16 protein-coding genes and 1 pseudogene are annotated in these 16,603 nt (G+C 40.0%); 16 read left to right on the top strand and 1 reads right to left on the bottom strand.

Translation table 11 applies throughout. The features are described from left to right. Window positions 1-95 precede the first annotated feature (95 nt). The 9 genes and pseudogenes from N8M95_RS02010 (at window position 96) to ciaH (ending at window position 9,270) form a co-directional block, all read left to right on the top strand. On the top strand, window positions 96-1,997 hold the full coding sequence (locus tag N8M95_RS02010; RefSeq protein ID WP_261116499.1) for a glucosaminidase domain-containing protein: 1,902 nt from the start codon (window positions 96-98) through the stop codon (window positions 1,995-1,997). A 160-nt stretch (window positions 1,998-2,157) separates the two neighbouring features. Continuing rightward, window positions 2,158-2,394: a DUF2829 domain-containing protein gene (locus N8M95_RS02005; protein WP_020901771.1), complete on the top strand. Its 237-nt coding sequence runs from the start codon at window positions 2,158-2,160 to the stop codon at window positions 2,392-2,394. After that, window positions 2,387-3,085: a 3-oxoacyl-ACP reductase gene (locus tag N8M95_RS02000; protein ID WP_020901772.1), complete on the top strand. Its 699-nt coding sequence runs from the start codon at window positions 2,387-2,389 to the stop codon at window positions 3,083-3,085. Before N8M95_RS02005 ends, N8M95_RS02000 begins: the two co-directional genes overlap by 8 nt. Before the next feature lie 19 nt (window positions 3,086-3,104). Continuing rightward, window positions 3,105-3,233 (top strand): annotated as a pseudogene (locus tag N8M95_RS01995) (NUDIX hydrolase); the annotation flags it as partial. Beyond that, complete coding sequence (locus N8M95_RS01990; RefSeq protein ID WP_261116596.1) at window positions 3,211-4,113, top strand: putative PEP-binding protein; 903 nt, start codon at window positions 3,211-3,213, stop codon at window positions 4,111-4,113. The pseudogene N8M95_RS01995 and the gene N8M95_RS01990, both read left to right, overlap by 23 nt. Further along, complete coding sequence (locus tag N8M95_RS01985; RefSeq protein WP_049488694.1) at window positions 4,055-4,495, top strand: ASCH domain-containing protein; 441 nt, start codon at window positions 4,055-4,057, stop codon at window positions 4,493-4,495. Before N8M95_RS01990 ends, N8M95_RS01985 begins: the two co-directional genes overlap by 59 nt. A gap of 121 nt (window positions 4,496-4,616) precedes the next feature. Further along, entirely contained in the window at window positions 4,617-7,163 is a 2,547-nt protein-coding gene (locus N8M95_RS01980; RefSeq protein ID WP_020901775.1) for a M1 family metallopeptidase, read from the top strand. A gap of 108 nt (window positions 7,164-7,271) precedes the next feature. Then, window positions 7,272-7,946: a two-component system response regulator CiaR gene (gene ciaR / locus N8M95_RS01975; protein ID WP_000590639.1), complete on the top strand. Its 675-nt coding sequence runs from the start codon at window positions 7,272-7,274 to the stop codon at window positions 7,944-7,946. Further along, window positions 7,936-9,270: a two-component system sensor histidine kinase CiaH gene (ciaH, locus tag N8M95_RS01970; protein WP_020901776.1), complete on the top strand. Its 1,335-nt coding sequence runs from the start codon at window positions 7,936-7,938 to the stop codon at window positions 9,268-9,270. Before ciaR ends, ciaH begins: the two co-directional genes overlap by 11 nt. Window positions 9,271-9,303: 33 nt before the next feature. Here ciaH and N8M95_RS01965 read toward each other — a convergent pair whose 3' ends face one another. After that, window positions 9,304-9,591 (bottom strand): DUF3270 domain-containing protein, encoded by a 288-nt coding sequence (locus N8M95_RS01965; protein WP_020901777.1) that lies wholly within the window; start codon window positions 9,589-9,591, stop codon window positions 9,304-9,306. Between the two features lie 139 nt (window positions 9,592-9,730). Here N8M95_RS01965 and N8M95_RS01960 point away from each other — a divergent pair, with 139 nt between their 5' ends. The 7 genes from N8M95_RS01960 to deoD all read left to right on the top strand — a co-directional run bounded on the left by N8M95_RS01960 (window position 9,731) and on the right by deoD (window position 16,599). After that, window positions 9,731-10,660, top strand: coding sequence for a peptidase U32 family protein (locus N8M95_RS01960; RefSeq protein ID WP_020901778.1), 930 nt, complete (start codon window positions 9,731-9,733; stop codon window positions 10,658-10,660). 105 nt (window positions 10,661-10,765) lie between these two features. Further along, window positions 10,766-11,449 carry a ribose-5-phosphate isomerase RpiA gene (rpiA, locus tag N8M95_RS01955; RefSeq protein WP_020901779.1) on the top strand — a complete coding sequence of 228 codons (684 nt, stop codon included), beginning with the start codon at window positions 10,766-10,768 and terminating at the stop codon, window positions 11,447-11,449. 23 nt (window positions 11,450-11,472) lie between these two features. Continuing rightward, entirely contained in the window at window positions 11,473-12,684 is a 1,212-nt protein-coding gene (locus N8M95_RS01950; RefSeq protein WP_000033119.1) for a phosphopentomutase, read from the top strand. A gap of 1 nt (window position 12,685) precedes the next feature. Further along, on the top strand, window positions 12,686-13,246 hold the full coding sequence (locus N8M95_RS01945) for a DUF1697 domain-containing protein (RefSeq protein WP_261116498.1): 561 nt from the start codon (window positions 12,686-12,688) through the stop codon (window positions 13,244-13,246). Continuing rightward, the gene (locus N8M95_RS01940) at window positions 13,243-14,052 is read left to right on the top strand and encodes a purine-nucleoside phosphorylase (RefSeq protein ID WP_261116497.1); all 810 of its coding nucleotides are present in this window, start codon (window positions 13,243-13,245) and stop codon (window positions 14,050-14,052) included. The genes N8M95_RS01945 and N8M95_RS01940 overlap by 4 nt, the downstream gene beginning before the upstream one ends. Before the next feature lie 2 nt (window positions 14,053-14,054). Beyond that, on the top strand, window positions 14,055-15,338 hold the full coding sequence (locus N8M95_RS01935; RefSeq protein WP_261116496.1) for a chloride channel protein: 1,284 nt from the start codon (window positions 14,055-14,057) through the stop codon (window positions 15,336-15,338). 550 nt (window positions 15,339-15,888) lie between these two features. Next, complete coding sequence (deoD, locus tag N8M95_RS01930) at window positions 15,889-16,599, top strand: purine-nucleoside phosphorylase (protein ID WP_020901784.1); 711 nt, start codon at window positions 15,889-15,891, stop codon at window positions 16,597-16,599. Window positions 16,600-16,603: the final 4 nt, after the last annotated feature.

The raw sequence follows: 16,603 nt of genomic DNA, 5'->3' as shown, positions 1-16,603 counted from the left end.
AATTTTCATCATTTTGTAATATTTTCATCTTTTAACTATGTTAAAATAAAGTTAATTACGAATGATGTAGATGAATTTCTACTTAGGGGAGTAAAATGAAGAGAACACTACTTGTAAGCACGGCAGTGCTTGCATTGGCAATTGTGCCCACAACATCAGTCTTTGCTGAAGATAGTAAAACAACGGAGCAAAGTCAAACGACGAATAAGAGTCAATCTGTGGACAAAAATCAGTCTAAAGATAAAAATCAGACTCCAGCTTCAGAAGAGAAAAAAGTTGTTGAAAATACAAAGAATGAAGCTGAAAAGACGGAAAAAAAGAAAGAACCAGTTATTGTAAAAGAAAATAATTCTAAAAAAGAGGCTATTTCAAATAAAGAAAAAGTTGAAGAAGCTCATAAGAATGGTTGGCAGAAAGAGCATGGGAAATGGCTTTTTTATGAGAATAATCAACCAATAAAAAATTGGAAAAAAATTGCGGGTGTCTGGTATTTATTTGATCAACATGGAATCATGGCCAGCAATACTATTGTTAATGACTATGCTTTTCGTACTAGTGGAGCAATGGTAGAAAAGTCCTGGGTAAAAATTGCTGATAAATGGTATTATGCTACAGATTCAGGAAAGATCCTTCGTAATAGATGGGAAAAAATTGGCAATGTTTGGTATTACTTCAAGCAAGATGGAGTTATGGCTAGCAATACTCTAGTGAACGATTATCTGCTTAATAATACTGGAGCAATGGCTCAGAATGCTTGGGTGAAGATTACTGATAAATGGTATTATGCTACAGATTCAGGAAAAATCCTTCGTAATAAATGGGAAAAGATTAAGGGCGCATGGTATTATTTTAATAATGATGGTGTGATGGCCAGTAATCAGTGGAAAAATGCTTACTATCTAAAAAATAGTGGAGCAATGGCTGAAAAAGAATGGATTTTTGATACATCTTATAATAGCTGGTTTTACCTAAAATCAGGCGGTACGTATGCTTCACATGAATGGATTGGTGATTATTACCTCAAATCTGGTGGTTATATGGCCAAGAATGAATGGATTTTTGATTCTAACTACAATGCATGGTACTACCTAAAAGAAGATGGAAGCTATGTTACTGGTGGTTTTAACATCAAAAATAAAGAGTACTTCTTCCAGAGTAATGGAAAGTGGATTCAAAGTCCAAAATATTTTAAGGTTAAACCAATCACAGCCTATATTTATAGCGAATCAGGAGATATTTTGAGCTATGTCAATCAGGGAAGTATTGTGACCTATGATGGCTCTAAAAGCAAGGGTAGTCGTCTAGCTGTTTCAATATCAGGCTTGTCCGGTTATATGAATCAAAGTGATTTGGCTTTAGTTGAGGAAGGAAGTGAGTTTATTCCTCACTATACTACTGACGGAAGATTCCTATACCATGAACTTTCTCCATACACTAGTATTCGGGTAGCTTCACATACTTCAGCTATGAAAATTGGTAAGAAGTATTATTCAAAGGATGGAGAACATTTCGATGGGTTTACTATCAAAAATCGTTTCCTTTTCAAAAATTTAACTGAACCAACCAACTATAGTGCGGATGAATTAAATAGAGTTTATTCGATGATGAATATCCGAAACAGTCGTCTTGCCGGTAAAGGAGCAATTTTTAAGGAAGCTGAAAAACGTTACGGTGTCAATGCTCTCTATTTAATGGCTCACAGTGCGCTAGAAAGTGCTTGGGGACGTAGCCAAATTGCTAATGATAAAAATAACTTCTTCGGTATAGCTGCTTACGATACCAGTCCCTATGATTCCGCTAAGAAATTTGATGATGTAGACAAAGGAATTCTTGGTGCGGCCAAGTGGATTCGTGAGAACTATATTGACCGTGGAAGAGATCACCTTGGAAATAAAGCGACGGGAATGAATGTACGCTATGCATCAGATCCGTACTGGGGTGAAAAAATAGCTAGTATCATGATGAATATCAATAGTCGACTTGGTGGAAAAGATTAAAAGATAAGCAACGATAACTGCTGAAAAAGTGGTTGTCGTTTTTTTATTTTTCCGTAGATTTAAGAAGATAAAATGGAGTGAAGTATAGTCAAAAAGCCGTTTTAAAGCGGTTTTTTTGTTATAATGAAGGGAAGAATTATTGATATTAAAGGAGAAAAACATGACATTTGAAGAAATTCTACCTGGGTTAAAGGCTAAGAAAAAATATGTACGAACTGGTTGGGGAGGTACGGAAAACTATGTCCAGCTTTTTGATACTATTGAACAAAACGGGGTTGCACTGGAAGTGACACCTTATTTCCTAATCAACGTGTCTGGAGAAGGAGAAGGTTTTTCCATGTGGAGTCCGACACCTTGTGATGTTTTGGCGACAGATTGGGTAGAAGTGTATGGCTAAACGTGTACTCATTACAGGAGTGAGTTCAGGGATTGGTCTGGCTCAAGCTCGACTCTTTTTAGAAAAGGGCTATCAAGTTTATGGAGTGGACCAAGGTGAAAATCCATTCCTACAAGGTGATTTCCATTTTTTACAGAGAGATTTGACCTTGGACTTGGAGACTATTTTTGATTGGTGTCCTCAGGTGGATGTTTTGTGCAATACTGCTGGAGTTTTGGATGATTATAAACCACTTTTGGAACAGACAGCGCAGGAAATTCAAGAGATTTTTGAAATCAACTATATGACTCCTGTTGAGTTGACTCGCTATTACTTGACACAAATGCTGGAGAATAAAAAAGGGACCATTATCAATATGTGCTCCATCGCTTCGAGCCTAGCAGGTGGCGGTGGACATGCCTATACTTCTTCGAAGCACGCCTTGGCAGGCTTTACTAAGCAGTTGGCTCTAGACTATGCTGAAGCTGGGATTCAGGTCTTTGGTATCGCTCCAGGAGCAGTCAAGACAGCTATGACTGCTGCAGATTTTGAGCCAGGAGGCTTGGCTGACTGGGTTGCTAGTGAAACACCAATCAAGCGTTGGATTGAACCAGAGGAAGTGGCAGAAGTCAGTCTCTTTTTGGCCAGTGGAAAGGCATCTGCCATGCAGGGGCAAATTCTGACAATGGATGGTGGCTGGTCTTTGAAGTAGGAGGACCTGATGGAAATCAAAAATCACAGAAGAGAATGCATCGCAAGAAGTCTTGAAAGTCAAAGCAGAATTATTAGGATTTCCAGAACTGGACAAAACCTCTTACATGAATTGGAAGGTGAATGATGAGAAACCAACTAGCTCTTAGTGGTGAAAAACTTGATGAGAAAGTTTACCCACAACTATTTCATCATGTTGGCATGATTCGTGGGGAATACTTGTTGAGAGAGCTCAATCAAAATATACTATTACCAAGTTGTCAGCAATTTGTAAAAGATTATCTAGAGACTATCTGCTCCCTGTACTCAGATGAAGAAGTTTGGTATCGTTTTTCAGAGTTAACAAATACAGAAGCTAATTGTTTAGAGGGGACTAAAGAGCATTTTGATGAAAATCATCCCTTGTTTGGTTATAGAGGAACTAGGCGCTTGCTGGCGTGTCCTGATGAATTTCAGGCTGAAGCACATGTCGTTACAGAAGTTTATCAAACAAATCCCAATCTGTCTCTTATTTTTCCTTTTGTCAATGATGCCGACCAATTAAAACAAGCTATTACAGTATTACGTCAGCATGGTTTTACTGGGAAAGTCGGCACAATGATTGAATTACCTTCAGCTTATTTTGACTTGGAAAGGATACTGGAAACGGGTATTTCAAAGATTATAGTTGGAATGAATGATTTGACTTCTTTTGTTTTTGCGACTGTGAGAAACAGTCAATGGCATGATATGGAAAGTCCAATAATGTTAGCTATGCTAAGAGATATGCAGGATAAAGCAAGGATGAAAAAGATTGACTTTGCTGTAGCAGGCTATCTGAATGATTCTTTCATACAAAAAATGAATCAGTTGGGTATCAAGTGCATTATTCACTACAGTTCTATTCTAGAGATTTTTGATTTAGAAATTGACCATCCAGATCATCTCAAACATATAAAAGAAGAAAGTAAGAAATTACAAAGGAGCACCCATGACACCGCAAGAAATGTGGAATGCATACAAGAAAACTACCCCCTCTATAGGAGATGAAATCGATGCTTGGGCTTTTGGAGTAGATGCCGATCTCTTGGCAGATTTGGTTTTAAGAGGCGAAAAAACTGCAACAGCATCAGCCTACGATCTCTATGCACTAGAAGCCGAGTCTCTTCCTCAAGAAGGAACTTTTGATGTTATTTTAGATAGTCAAAATCAGGCTGTCTGTATTGTCGAAATTACAAAGGTTTCTGTCCAACCCTTCAATCAAGTTTCTGCTCAACATGCCTTTAAGGAAGGGGAAGGTGACAAATCCCTAGCCTATTGGCGGCAGGTTCATGAGGATTGTTTCGCCGAGTGGTTGAGAGAAGCAGGACTGACTTTTACACCTGAAAGCAAGGTTGTTTTAGAAGAATTTCGCAAGGTCTACCCACTGTAGACTGCTAGAATGAAGAAAGTTTTGGAAATGACCGTCCAATCCTTTTTTCTTAAGCAAAACATGATATAATAAGTTTGTTTGAAGAAGAGCTCTAGCTCTTAAACTTAGATAGGAGAAAACTATGCAAGCAGTTGAACATTTTATTAAGCAATTTGTTCCTGAACATTATGATTTATTTTTAGACTTGAGTCGTGAGACCAAGACTTTTTCAGGAAAGGTGACTATTACTGGTCAAGCACAGAGTGACCGTATTTCCCTTCACCAAAAAGATTTGGAAATCGCTTCTGTAGAAGTTGCAGGGGAAGCTCGCTCATTCACAGTTGATCATGACAACGAAGCTCTTCATATTGAATTAGCTGAGGCTGGTCAAGTTGAAGTGGTTATCGCTTTCTCAGGAAAAATTACAGACAACATGACAGGGATTTACCCTTCTTATTACACAGTTGATGGAGTTAAGAAGGAGGTCTTGTCAACTCAATTCGAGAGCCATTTTGCGCGCGAAGCCTTCCCATGTGTGGATGAGCCAGAAGCCAAAGCAACTTTTGACCTCTCTCTACGTTTTGACCAAGCAGAAGGTGAATTGGCCTTATCAAACATGCCTGAGATTGATGTTGAAAACCGTAAGGAAACAGGTATCTGGAAGTTTGAGACAACACCTCGCATGTCTTCTTACTTGTTGGCCTTTGTTGCTGGTGATTTGCAAGGTGTGACGGCTAAAACTAAAAACGGTACCCTCGTAGGTGTTTATTCAACCAAAGCTCATCCACTATCAAACCTTGATTTCTCACTGGATATCGCTGTTCGCTCTATCGAGTTTTACGAAGATTACTATGGAGTTAAATACCCAATCCCTCAATCTCTCCACATCGCCCTTCCTGACTTCTCAGCTGGTGCTATGGAAAACTGGGGGCTTGTGACCTACCGTGAAGTTTACTTGGTTGTGGATGAAAACTCAACATTTGCTAGCCGTCAACAAGTTGCCCTAGTTGTGGCCCATGAATTGGCTCACCAATGGTTTGGGAACCTCGTTACTATGAAATGGTGGGATGACCTTTGGCTCAATGAAAGCTTTGCTAACATGATGGAGTACGTCTGTGTGGATGCTATTGAACCAAGCTGGAATATCTTTGAAGATTTCCAAACAGGTGGTGTTCCGTCTGCGCTTAAACGCGATGCGACTGATGGTGTTCAATCTGTTCACGTCGAAGTTAAACATCCAGATGAAATCAATACGCTCTTTGACGGAGCTATCGTCTATGCTAAAGGAAGCCGTCTCATGCATATGCTTCGCCGTTGGCTAGGTGATGCCGATTTTGCCAAAGGTTTGCATGCCTACTTTGAAAAACATCAATACAGCAATACAATTGGTCGTGACCTTTGGGATGCTCTTGGTCAAGCATCAGGACGTGATGTCGCAGCCTTCATGGATTCTTGGTTGGAACAACCTGGTTACCCAGTTCTCACTGTCAAAGTTGAAAATGATGTCTTGAAGATTTCACAAAAACAATTCTTTATCGGTGAGCACGAAGACAAGAACCGTCTCTGGGTTGTGCCACTAAACAGCAACTGGAAAGGCTTGCCTGATACACTCGAAACTGAAAGCATCGAAATCCCTGGCTACGCAGCTCTTCTTGCAGAAAACAAAACAGCACTTCGTCTCAACACAGAAAATACAGCCCACTACATTACAGACTATCAAGGAGACTTGTTAGATGCTGTTCTTACTGACCTAGTTGAGCTTGATAATACAAGTAAACTGCAAATCGTCCAAGAACGTCTCTTACTTGCTGAAGCAGGGCACATTTCTTATGCTGACTTGCTCCCAGTTCTTGATAAACTAGCTAAGGAAGAATCTTACCTTGTCGTTTCAGCTGTTTCTCAAGTAATTTCTGCTCTTGAGCGCTTTATCGATGAAGGAACAGAAGCTGAAAGAGCCTTCAAAGAATTGGTTGCTAAATTGGCTCGTCACAACTATGATCGTCTTGGTTTTGAAGCTAAAGACGGAGAATCAGATGAGGATGAATTGGTTCGTCAGTTGGCTGTTTCTATGATGATTCGCTCAAATGATGCAGAAGCTAGTCAAGTCGCTAGCCAAATTTTTGCGGCTCACAAGGAGAATCTTGCAGGACTTCCAGCAGCTATTCGCTCACAAGTTCTGATTAATGAGATGAAACATCATGAGACTAAAGACTTGTTAGCACTTTATCTTGATACCTATACTCACGCAACAGATGCTGTCTTTAAACGTCAGTTGGCAGCTGCTCTTGCTTACAGTACAGATGCGGACAATATCCAAACCTTGATTACTTCTTGGAAGGACAAATTTGTGGTCAAACCACAAGACTTGTCTGCTTGGTACTTCCAGTTCTTAAGCCATCAAGCAACTCAGGAAACAGCATGGTCTTGGGCTCGTGAAAATTGGGCTTGGATTAAGGCAGCTCTTGGTGGAGATATGAGCTTTGATAGCTTTGTTATCCTTCCTGCTCACGTATTTAAGACTCAGCAACGCTTGGCAGAGTATAAGGAATTCTTTGAGCCACAACTTTCTGACCTTGCTCTTAGCCGTAACATCGGTATGGGAATCAAGGAAATTGCAGCGCGTGTTGATCTGATTAACCGTGAAAAAGTTGCAGTGGAAGCAGTCGTTCTTCAATACGGAAATGCATAAATAAGCCTAAAATAAAAAGAAAACTCAGCTATCTCATGTAAAATGCAGAGAGTTGAGTTTTTTTTAAGGCAAATTTGGTATAATGGTTTTAATAAGGAGGAGTTTCTCATGATAAAAATCTTATTGGTTGAGGATGACCTAGGCCTGTCAAATTCAGTATTTGACTTTTTAGACGATTTTGCGGATGTCATGCAGGTATTTGATGGGGAAGAAGGTCTCTACGAAGCTGAGAGTGGCGTCTATGACTTGATTTTGCTCGATTTGATGTTGCCTGAAAAAAATGGCTTCCAAGTATTGAAAGAATTGCGTGAAAAGGGGATTACGACTCCAGTTCTGATCATGACTGCCAAGGAAAGTTTGGATGACAAGGGACATGGATTTGAACTGGGAGCAGATGATTATCTGACCAAACCTTTCTACCTAGAAGAACTCAAAATGAGAATTCAAGCCCTGCTCAAACGTTCAGGCAAGTTTAATGAAAACACCTTGACTTATGGAAATATTGTGGTTAATTTGTCAACCAATACCGTTAAGGTTGAAGATACTCCTGTCGAATTACTGGGGAAAGAGTTCGATTTACTGGTTTATTTCCTTCAAAATCAAAATGTTATTTTGCCGAAGACTCAGATTTTTGATCGTTTATGGGGATTTGATAGTGACACAACGATTTCGGTTGTCGAAGTTTATGTTTCAAAAGTCCGTAAGAAATTAAAAGGAACCACTTTTGCAGAGAATTTGCAAACCTTGCGCAGTGTTGGGTATATTTTAAAAGATGTTCAGTAAACTAAAAAAAACATGGTATGCGGATGACTTTAGTTATTTTATCCGCAACTTTAGTGTCTTCACTCTGATTTTCTCTACCATGACCTTGATTATTTTACAGGTCATGCACTCGAGTCTCTATACTTCGGTGGACGATACGCTACATGGTTTGAGTAATAATCCTCAAGCAGTTATTCAGCTTGCTGTAAATAGGGCAACAGAAGAGATTAAAGATTTAGAGAATGCCGCTACAGATACTAGCAAGACGGAGATAAAACCAAATGTTAGTTCTAACACAGAAGTCATTCTTTTTGATAAGAATTTTACCCAGCTCCTTTCTGGAAACCGATTTTTGGGCTTGGATAAGATTAAACTAGAGAAAAAAGAACTAGGTCATATCTATCAGATTCAGGTTTTTAATAGCTATGGACAGGAAGAAATCTATCGCATGATTTTGATGGAAACGAATATCAGTTCGGTTTCAACCAATATCAAGTATGCAGCTGTCTTGATTAATACCAGTCAGTTGGAGCAGGCCAGTCAAAAGCACGAGAAATTGATTGTGGTCGTGATGGCTAGTTTCTGGATTTTGTCTTTACTTGCCAGTCTCTATCTAGCTAGAGTCAGTGTTCGTCCTCTGCTTGAGAGCATGCAGAAGCAGCAGTCCTTTGTGGAAAATGCCAGTCATGAGTTACGAACTCCACTTGCTGTTTTGCAAAATCGCTTAGAAACCCTTTTCCGTAAGCCAGAAGCTACCATTATGGATGTGAGCGAAAGCATTGCCTCGAGTTTGGAAGAAGTTCGAAACATGAGGTTTTTGACGACAAACTTGTTGAATTTAGCTCGGAGAGATGATGGGATTAAGCCAGAACTTGCAGAAGTTCCAACTAGCTTTTTTAATACGACTTTCACGAACTATGAGATGATTGCCTCGGAAAACGACCGTGTCTTCCGTTTTGAAAATCGTATCCATCGAACAATTGTTACAGATCAACTTCTTTTGAAACAACTGATGACCATCCTATTTGATAATGCCATCAAATATACTGAAGAGGATGGTGAAATTGATTTTGTGATTTCGGCGACAGATCGCAATCTGTATTTACTTGTTTCTGATAATGGAGTCGGTATTTCCGCAGAAGATAAGAAGAAAATTTTTGACCGTTTTTATCGAGTAGACAAGGCTAGAACCCGTCAAAAAGGTGGTTTTGGTTTAGGCTTATCCCTAGCCAAGCAAATTGTAGATGCGCTAAAAGGAACCATTACTGTTAAAGATAATAAACCAAAGGGAACAATCTTTGAAGTGAAGATAGCCATCCACACACCATCTAAAAAGAAAAAATAAAAATATCGCTCCAGTTGGGGCGATATTTTGGATTTATCTTCTACGTTTTCGTTTGATAATAGATCGTTGAATTTTTAAGACAAGTAAGCTGGCTCCGATTGCTGCTGCAAAGGCAAGAGCAGTTGATAATTTTAATGCTAAAAAGATAAAACTAAAGATAGCAATACAGATACAAAAAACAGCGATATTAACAAAAAATAGGATTTCCTTGAGATTGGCATCAGATTGCGCTACAGGTGTATAATCTTGATAGCGAGGAACCTGCTGGCTTAATTCTTCTTGATAGTCTACCTCATAGGATTGTAATTTTCTTACGGGCATTATTCTCTCCTTAACAGTACATACCTATTTTATCATTTTTTCAGCAGAGAATTATTACAGAAAGGTTACAAAAAGAATAAAGTACCTTTTCATTTTTAAAGAATAGCTGATTTTCCAGAAATATGGTATAATTTTTCTTATGGAAAAGATTATCATTACAGCAACTGCTGAAAGTATTGAACAAGTTAAACAACTGCTCGAAGTTGGCGTAGACCGTATCTATGTTGGTGAGAAAGATTTTGGCCTTCGTCTGCCAACAACCTTTAGTTATGACCAATTGCGTGAAATCGCTAAGTTGGTTCATGAAGCTGGTAAGGAATTGATTGTTGCAGTCAATGCCCTCATGCACCAAGATATGATGGATCGTATCAAGCCTTTCTTAGATTTCTTGAAAGAAATCAAGACAGACTACATTACGATTGGGGATGCAGGTGTCTTTTATGTAGTCAACCGCGATGGTTATTCCTTTAAGACTATCTACGATGCTTCGACTATGGTAACTAGCAGTCGTCAGATAAACTTCTGGGGACAAAAAGCTGGCGCATCTGAGGCTGTTTTGGCGCGTGAAATTCCATCAGCTGAACTTTTCAAAATGCCCGAGATTTTGGAAATTCCTGCTGAAGTTTTGGTTTACGGAGCTAGTGTTATTCACCATTCTAAACGTCCACTCTTGCAAAACTACTATAACTTTACGCATATCGATGACGAAAAGACTCGCAAGCGTGACCTCTTCTTGGCTGAGCCAAGTGACCCAGAGAGCCACTATTCCATTTTTGAAGACAATCATGGAACCCACATCTTTGCCAACAATGACCTTGATTTGATGACCAAATTGACAGAATTGGTGGAGCATGGTTTCACTCACTGGAAACTAGAAGGTCTCTACACTCCTGGTCAGAACTTTGTTGAGATTGCAAAACTCTTTATCCAGGCACGTAGCTTGATTCAAGAGGGCAACTTTAGCCATGACCAAGCCTTCTTGTTGGATGAAGAAGTGCGTAAACTTCACCCTAAAAACCGATTCCTTGATACAGGATTCTATGATTACGATCCTGATATGGTTAAATAGGACATCAAAACCCGAAATAAAAATGTTCGGGTTTTTCCAGTGTATCCATGAAATAAAAACGGATAGATGTTATAATAAAAGTAGCTCTTTAATGGAGGTGTTTGAGTGGAAAATCTGAAGAAAATGGCAGGTATCAAGGCTGCTGAGTTTGTCAAGGATGGCATGGTTGTCGGACTGGGAACAGGTTCTACTGCCTATTATTTTGTCGAAGAAATTGGTCGTCGTATCAAGGAAGAAGAGTTGCAGATTACAGCTGTAACGACTTCCAGTGTGACCAGTAAACAGGCTGAAGGGCTTAATATCCCACTCAAGTCTATTGACCAAGTAGATGTTGTCGATGTGACGGTTGATGGAGCGGATGAAGTGGATAGCCAGTTTAACGGAATCAAAGGTGGTGGTGGTGCCCTTCTCATGGAGAAGGTTGTCGCAACGCCCTCAAAAGAATACATTTGGGTGGTGGATGAAAGCAAGATGGTAGACAAACTAGGTGCTTTTAAATTGCCAGTAGAAGTGGTTCAGTATGGCGCAGAACAGGTTTTTCGTCGTTTTGAGCGAGCTGGCTACAAACCAAGTTTCCGTGAAAAAGACGGTCAACGTTTTGTGACAGATATGCAGAATTTTATCATTGACCTTGCCTTAGATGTCATTGAAAATCCAATTGCCTTTGGGCAAGAATTGGACCATGTCGTTGGTGTTGTAGAACACGGCTTATTTAACCAAATGGTAGATAAGGTCATCGTTGCTGGACAAGATGGAGTTCAGATTTTAACTTCAACAAAATCAAAATAATCAAAATAATAAGGAGATACACTATGTCAAAATTTAATCGTATTCACTTGGTGGTACTAGATTCTGTGGGAATTGGTGCTGCACCAGATGCTAATAACTTTGTCAATGCAGGGGTTCCAGATGGGGCTTCTGACACATTGGGACACATTTCTAAAACAGTTGGTTTGAATGTGCCAAACATGGCTAAAATCGGCCTAGGAAATATTCCTCGTGAAACTCCTCTTAAGACTGTACCGGCAGAAAGCAATCCAACTGGATATGCAACAAAATTAGAAGAAGTATCTCTTGGTAAGGATACTATGACTGGACACTGGGAAATCATGGGACTAAATATCACTGAGCCTTTCGATACTTTCTGGAACGGATTCCCAGAAGAAATCTTGACAAAAATTGAAGAATTCTCAGGACGCAAGGTCATTCGTGAAGCCAACAAACCTTACTCAGGAACAGCAGTTATCGATGATTTTGGACCACGTCAAATGGAAACTGGAGAGTTGATTATCTATACTTCAGCTGATCCTGTTTTGCAAATTGCTGCCCACGAAGACATCATTCCTCTGGATGAACTCTACCGTATCTGTGAATACGCTCGTTCGATTACCCTTGAGCGCCCAGCCCTTCTAGGTCGTATCATTGCTCGTCCTTATGTTGGTGAGCCAGGTAACTTCACCCGTACTGCAAATCGTCGTGACTTGGCAGTTTCACCATTTGCACCAACTGTTTTGGATAAATTAAATGAAGCTGGTATCGATACTTATGCTGTTGGTAAAATCAATGATATCTTTAACGGCGCTGGTATCAACCATGACATGGGTCACAACAAATCAAACAGCCACGGAATTGATACATTATTGAAGACCATGGGACTTGCTGAGTTTGAAAAAGGATTCTCCTTCACAAACTTGGTAGACTTTGATGCTCTTTACGGTCACCGCCGCAATGCTCATGGTTACCGTGATTGCTTGCATGAGTTTGATGAACGCTTGCCTGAAATTATCGCAGCTATGAGAGAGAATGACCTTCTCTTGATAACTGCGGACCATGGAAATGACCCAACCTATGCAGGAACAGACCACACTCGTGAATATATTCCACTTTTGGCTTACAGTCCTTCCTTTAAAGGAAATGGTGTCATTCCAGTTGGACATTTTGCAGATATCTCAGCGACTGTTGCCGATAACTTTGGTGTTGAAACTGCCATGATTGGGGAAAGTTTCTTAGATAAATTGGTATAAGATGACGCGATATGCTTTACTTGTTCGGGGCATTAATGTCGGAGGGAAAAATAAGGTTGTCATGGCGCAACTTCGTCAAGAACTGACAGAGTTGGGACTGGAAAAGGTTGAAACCTACATCAACAGTGGCAATATTTTCTTTACTTCGAGAGTTCTCAAAGACCAATTGGTTGAAAAGTTAGAGGCTTTCTTTGCAGTCCATTATCCATTTATTCAGAGTTTTTCTTTGCTGAGTCAAGAAGACTATGAAGCAGAAGTGGAGAATCTGCCAGCTTGGTGGAACGAAGATTTGGCACGAAAAGATGTCCTCTTTTACACGGAGGGTTTGGATGTGGACCAAGTCATCGAGAAAGTAGGCAGTTTGAAACTGGAAGATGAAGTTCTTCATTTTGGAAAACTTGGGATTTTCTGGGGAAAATTCTCTGAAGAATCCTACTCTAAGACTGCCTATCATAAGTACTTGCTCAAGATGCCTTTCTACCGCCAAATCACCATTCGCAATGCTAAAACTTTTGAAAAAATCGGTCAAATGCTAAAAAATAATAAAGGAGACACACAATGACATTTTTAGATAAGATCCAAGAAACAGCTGCTTTTCTGAAAGATAAAGGAATCCAAGCGCCTGAGTTCGGTTTAATCCTTGGATCAGGACTTGGAGAACTGGCAGAAGAAATCGAAAATCCAGTTGTAGTAGACTATGCTGAGATTCCAAACTGGGGCCGTTCGACAGTAGTCGGTCACGCTGGTAAATTGGTATATGGAGAACTTGCAGGTCGCAAGGTCTTAGCTCTTCAAGGTCGTTTTCATTTTTACGAAGGAAACCCTCTTGAAGTTGTGACTTTTCCAGTACGTGTGATGAAAGTTCTCGGATGTGAAGGTGTCATTGTAACCAATGCTGCTGGTGGTATTGGATATGGGCCTGGTACTTTGATGGCTATCTCAGACCATATCAACATGACAGGTCAAAACCCATTGATGGGTGAAAACTTGGATGACTTTGGCCCACGTTTCCCAGATATGTCTAAGGCCTACACACCAGAATACCGTGCTACTGCCCATGAAGTGGCTAAAAAACTTGGTATCAAGCTTGATGAAGGTGTCTATATTGGTGTAACTGGTCCGACTTATGAAACACCAGCAGAAATTCGTGCCTATAAGACACTGGGAGCAGATGCCGTTGGTATGTCTACGGTTCCTGAAGTTATTGTGGCAGCTCACTCAGGCTTGAAAGTTCTAGGTATTTCATGTATCACTAACTTTGCTGCTGGCTTCCAAGAAGAACTCAACCACGAAGAAGTTGTAGAAGTAACCGAACGTGTCAAAGGTGATTTCAAGGGCTTGCTGAAAGCAATTCTTGCTGAATTGTAATCATGTTAAAAGAATCGAGGAGATTTTTTCGAAAGATTCCTTATAATTTTAGATTATTCCTAGCAGTAATTCTACAAGGAATAGTTACTGGTTTATCTGGTATATTTCTCCATTATCTTTTAGAGATGGTAGAGAGTCTAGCTTTTGGTCAGTCAGAGCATCATACTGGATTTTTGACAGATGGAGTTTCCTCGTCACGGATAGGATTAAGTTTAATAATCGTGGGTCTTGGCTCAGCCTTGGTCTGGTATTTCTTGCAAAAAGGGTCGAAGATTTATTCCATAAAAGCTCAGATGAAGGATGAGACTGCACAATACAAGCTTCATTTTTTAAGACAGCTATTTCATTCAATTTGGCAGATCATTGCAGTTGGAGGGGGAGCACCTATTGGTAAAGAAGCTGCGCCACGAGAGATTGGGACTCTATTTGCAGGACCAATTGGAAATATATGTATACTGTCTATAAAGGATCGTATTTTTCTCCTTGCTTGTGGTGCTGGTGCTGGTTTAGCAGCTGTCTATCAGGTTCCATTAACGAGCGTCTTCTTTGTTTTTGAAACCCTAGGAATTGCTCTATCTATTAAACGATTTGTCTTAGTCGGTTTGACTACCTATATCTCAACCTATATAGCAGGCTTGGTTATTTCAGATCAGGCTCTCTACCAGATTTCAGCCATCACGTGGTCATTAAAGGAAATATGGATTATTCCCTTATTACTTCTTTTCTTAACCCCACTAGCTTGGCTTTTTGGTCGCTTAAGTAAGGCAGCGTCTTCAAACAGAATAAAAGATAAACGAGTACTTCTCGCATTGCCTACAGCTTTTCTTTTTCTTGTTGGATTGGCAAGTTATTTTCCACATCTACTTGGAAATGGACGGATGATGGCTCAGGAAGTATTGAATGGTAGTAGTGGCAAAACAGTACTCCTCTTGTTTATCCTAAAAGCAGTGGTCGTTCTTATTATTCTGTGGGCAGGGGCCTATGGTGGTAACCTTACGCCATCTTTTGCCTTGGGGATGGCTGGTGCTGCTCTCTTGGGCATGATTCTAGGTTTGGACAGTCAGCCAACCGTTTTACTTTTGGGATCTGTTTGCTTTTTATCTGTGACCTTGAGGGCGCCCATTTCTGCAACTGGATTAGTAATAGGCTTCACTGGGGTCGGTTTAGATTCTCTTCCGTATCTCTTAGTAACAGCTGTTTTAGCCTATGAATTTGCAAAAATGTTAGACCGCTTTCCTTGGCCTAGCATACTGTGTCAGAAATCAAAGAATAAAGTAATTAGGTAGGAAATACCCATTTCTTCTAGTCAATGATTTGATTTAAAAGATTAAAAAAACTCTCAATTTATTTATAACTGTTTTAAATAAAAATGAAGTAGTCTTATTGGAATCTTGATTGAATCCGATTTTTCCTAGCTATAAAAATAAAAAAAAGAAAGGTAGAGCGTGTGTTCTAATTTGAACACGAGCGGAAAACTTTTCTAAAAACTCAGAAGAGAAGGGAGTTCGGATTTGAATAAAAGCCGCTCTAAGCTTCTCAATATCATCAAAATTAAGAAAGAAAGGATGGGTAAACCGTATTTGCTGAACTGAATACGGGCGGAGAACTGTGTAAAAAAGATAAACTGTTTAGCATCTGCGATGCGTCATCAGTTTCTTATTTTTACTTTATTCTCTGTCGCTATCCTGAATATAAAAAAAGAAAGGTAGAGTGAGGTGTTCTAATTTGAACACGAGCGGAAAACTCGGAAAATAGATAATCTGACTGAGAAATCAGGATTTCTCGTCAGATTCCTAATTTTCAGTCGTTTTCTTGTCGCTCTTTGTATCATAAATTATGTCTATCCATATTGCTGCTCAGCAGGGTGAAATTGCTGATAAAATTCTTCTTCCTGGGGATCCTCTTCGTGCGAAGTTTATTGCGGAGAATTTCCTTGAAGATGCTGTTTGTTTTAACGAAGTGCGTAACATGTTTGGTTACACTGGTACTTACAAGGGCCACCGTGTATCTGTCATGGGAACTGGGATGGGGATGCCATCGATTTCGATTTATGCGCGTGAGTTGATTGTGGACTACGGTGTGAAAAAATTGATCCGTGTGGGAACAGCAGGTTCTTTGAATGAAGACGTTCACGTCCGTGAATTAGTTTTGGCGCAAGCAGCTGCAACCAATTCAAACATCATCCGCAATGACTGGCCACAGTACGATTTCCCACAAATCGCTAGCTTTGATTTGCTGGACAAGGCCTACCATATCGCCAAAGAACTTGGTATGACCACCCACGTTGGGAACGTTTTGTCTTCTGATGTCTTTTATTCAAACTACTTTGAAAAGAACATCGAACTTGGTAAATGGGGAGTCAAGGCTGTGGAAATGGAAGCAGCAGCCCTTTACTATCTGGCGGCCCAACACCATGTTGACGCGCTTGCCATCATGACTATTTCTGATAGTTTGGTCAATCCAGATGAAGACACGACTGCAGAAGAACGCCAAAATACCTTCACCGATATGATGAAGGTTGGATTAGAAACCTTGATTACAGAGTAAAATG

This window comes from Streptococcus mitis (assembly GCF_946190325.1).
Lineage (GTDB): Bacteria > Bacillota > Bacilli > Lactobacillales > Streptococcaceae > Streptococcus > Streptococcus mitis_CF.
Note: the sequence above shows the minus strand (reverse complement) of the source record. Positions and strands in the feature narration are given on the sequence as shown.

Coding starts and splice junctions, on each gene's coding strand:
- N8M95_RS01940 (WP_261116497.1), top strand. CDS start 13,243: ATGACATTTTTAGATAAGATCCAAGAAACAGCTGCTTTTCTGAAAGAT.
- N8M95_RS01960 (WP_020901778.1), top strand. CDS start 9,731: ATGGAAAAGATTATCATTACAGCAACTGCTGAAAGTATTGAACAAGTT.
- ciaR (WP_000590639.1), top strand. CDS start 7,272: ATGATAAAAATCTTATTGGTTGAGGATGACCTAGGCCTGTCAAATTCA.
- deoD (WP_020901784.1), top strand. CDS start 15,889: ATGTCTATCCATATTGCTGCTCAGCAGGGTGAAATTGCTGATAAAATT.
- N8M95_RS01980 (WP_020901775.1), top strand. CDS start 4,617: ATGCAAGCAGTTGAACATTTTATTAAGCAATTTGTTCCTGAACATTAT.
- N8M95_RS01990 (WP_261116596.1), top strand. CDS start 3,211: ATGAGAAACCAACTAGCTCTTAGTGGTGAAAAACTTGATGAGAAAGTT.
- N8M95_RS01950 (WP_000033119.1), top strand. CDS start 11,473: ATGTCAAAATTTAATCGTATTCACTTGGTGGTACTAGATTCTGTGGGA.
- N8M95_RS01965 (WP_020901777.1), bottom strand. CDS start 9,591: ATGCCCGTAAGAAAATTACAATCCTATGAGGTAGACTATCAAGAAGAA.
- N8M95_RS02010 (WP_261116499.1), top strand. CDS start 96: ATGAAGAGAACACTACTTGTAAGCACGGCAGTGCTTGCATTGGCAATT.
- N8M95_RS01985 (WP_049488694.1), top strand. CDS start 4,055: ATGACACCGCAAGAAATGTGGAATGCATACAAGAAAACTACCCCCTCT.
- ciaH (WP_020901776.1), top strand. CDS start 7,936: ATGTTCAGTAAACTAAAAAAAACATGGTATGCGGATGACTTTAGTTAT.
- N8M95_RS02005 (WP_020901771.1), top strand. CDS start 2,158: ATGACATTTGAAGAAATTCTACCTGGGTTAAAGGCTAAGAAAAAATAT.
- N8M95_RS01945 (WP_261116498.1), top strand. CDS start 12,686: ATGACGCGATATGCTTTACTTGTTCGGGGCATTAATGTCGGAGGGAAA.
- N8M95_RS01935 (WP_261116496.1), top strand. CDS start 14,055: ATGTTAAAAGAATCGAGGAGATTTTTTCGAAAGATTCCTTATAATTTT.
- N8M95_RS02000 (WP_020901772.1), top strand. CDS start 2,387: ATGGCTAAACGTGTACTCATTACAGGAGTGAGTTCAGGGATTGGTCTG.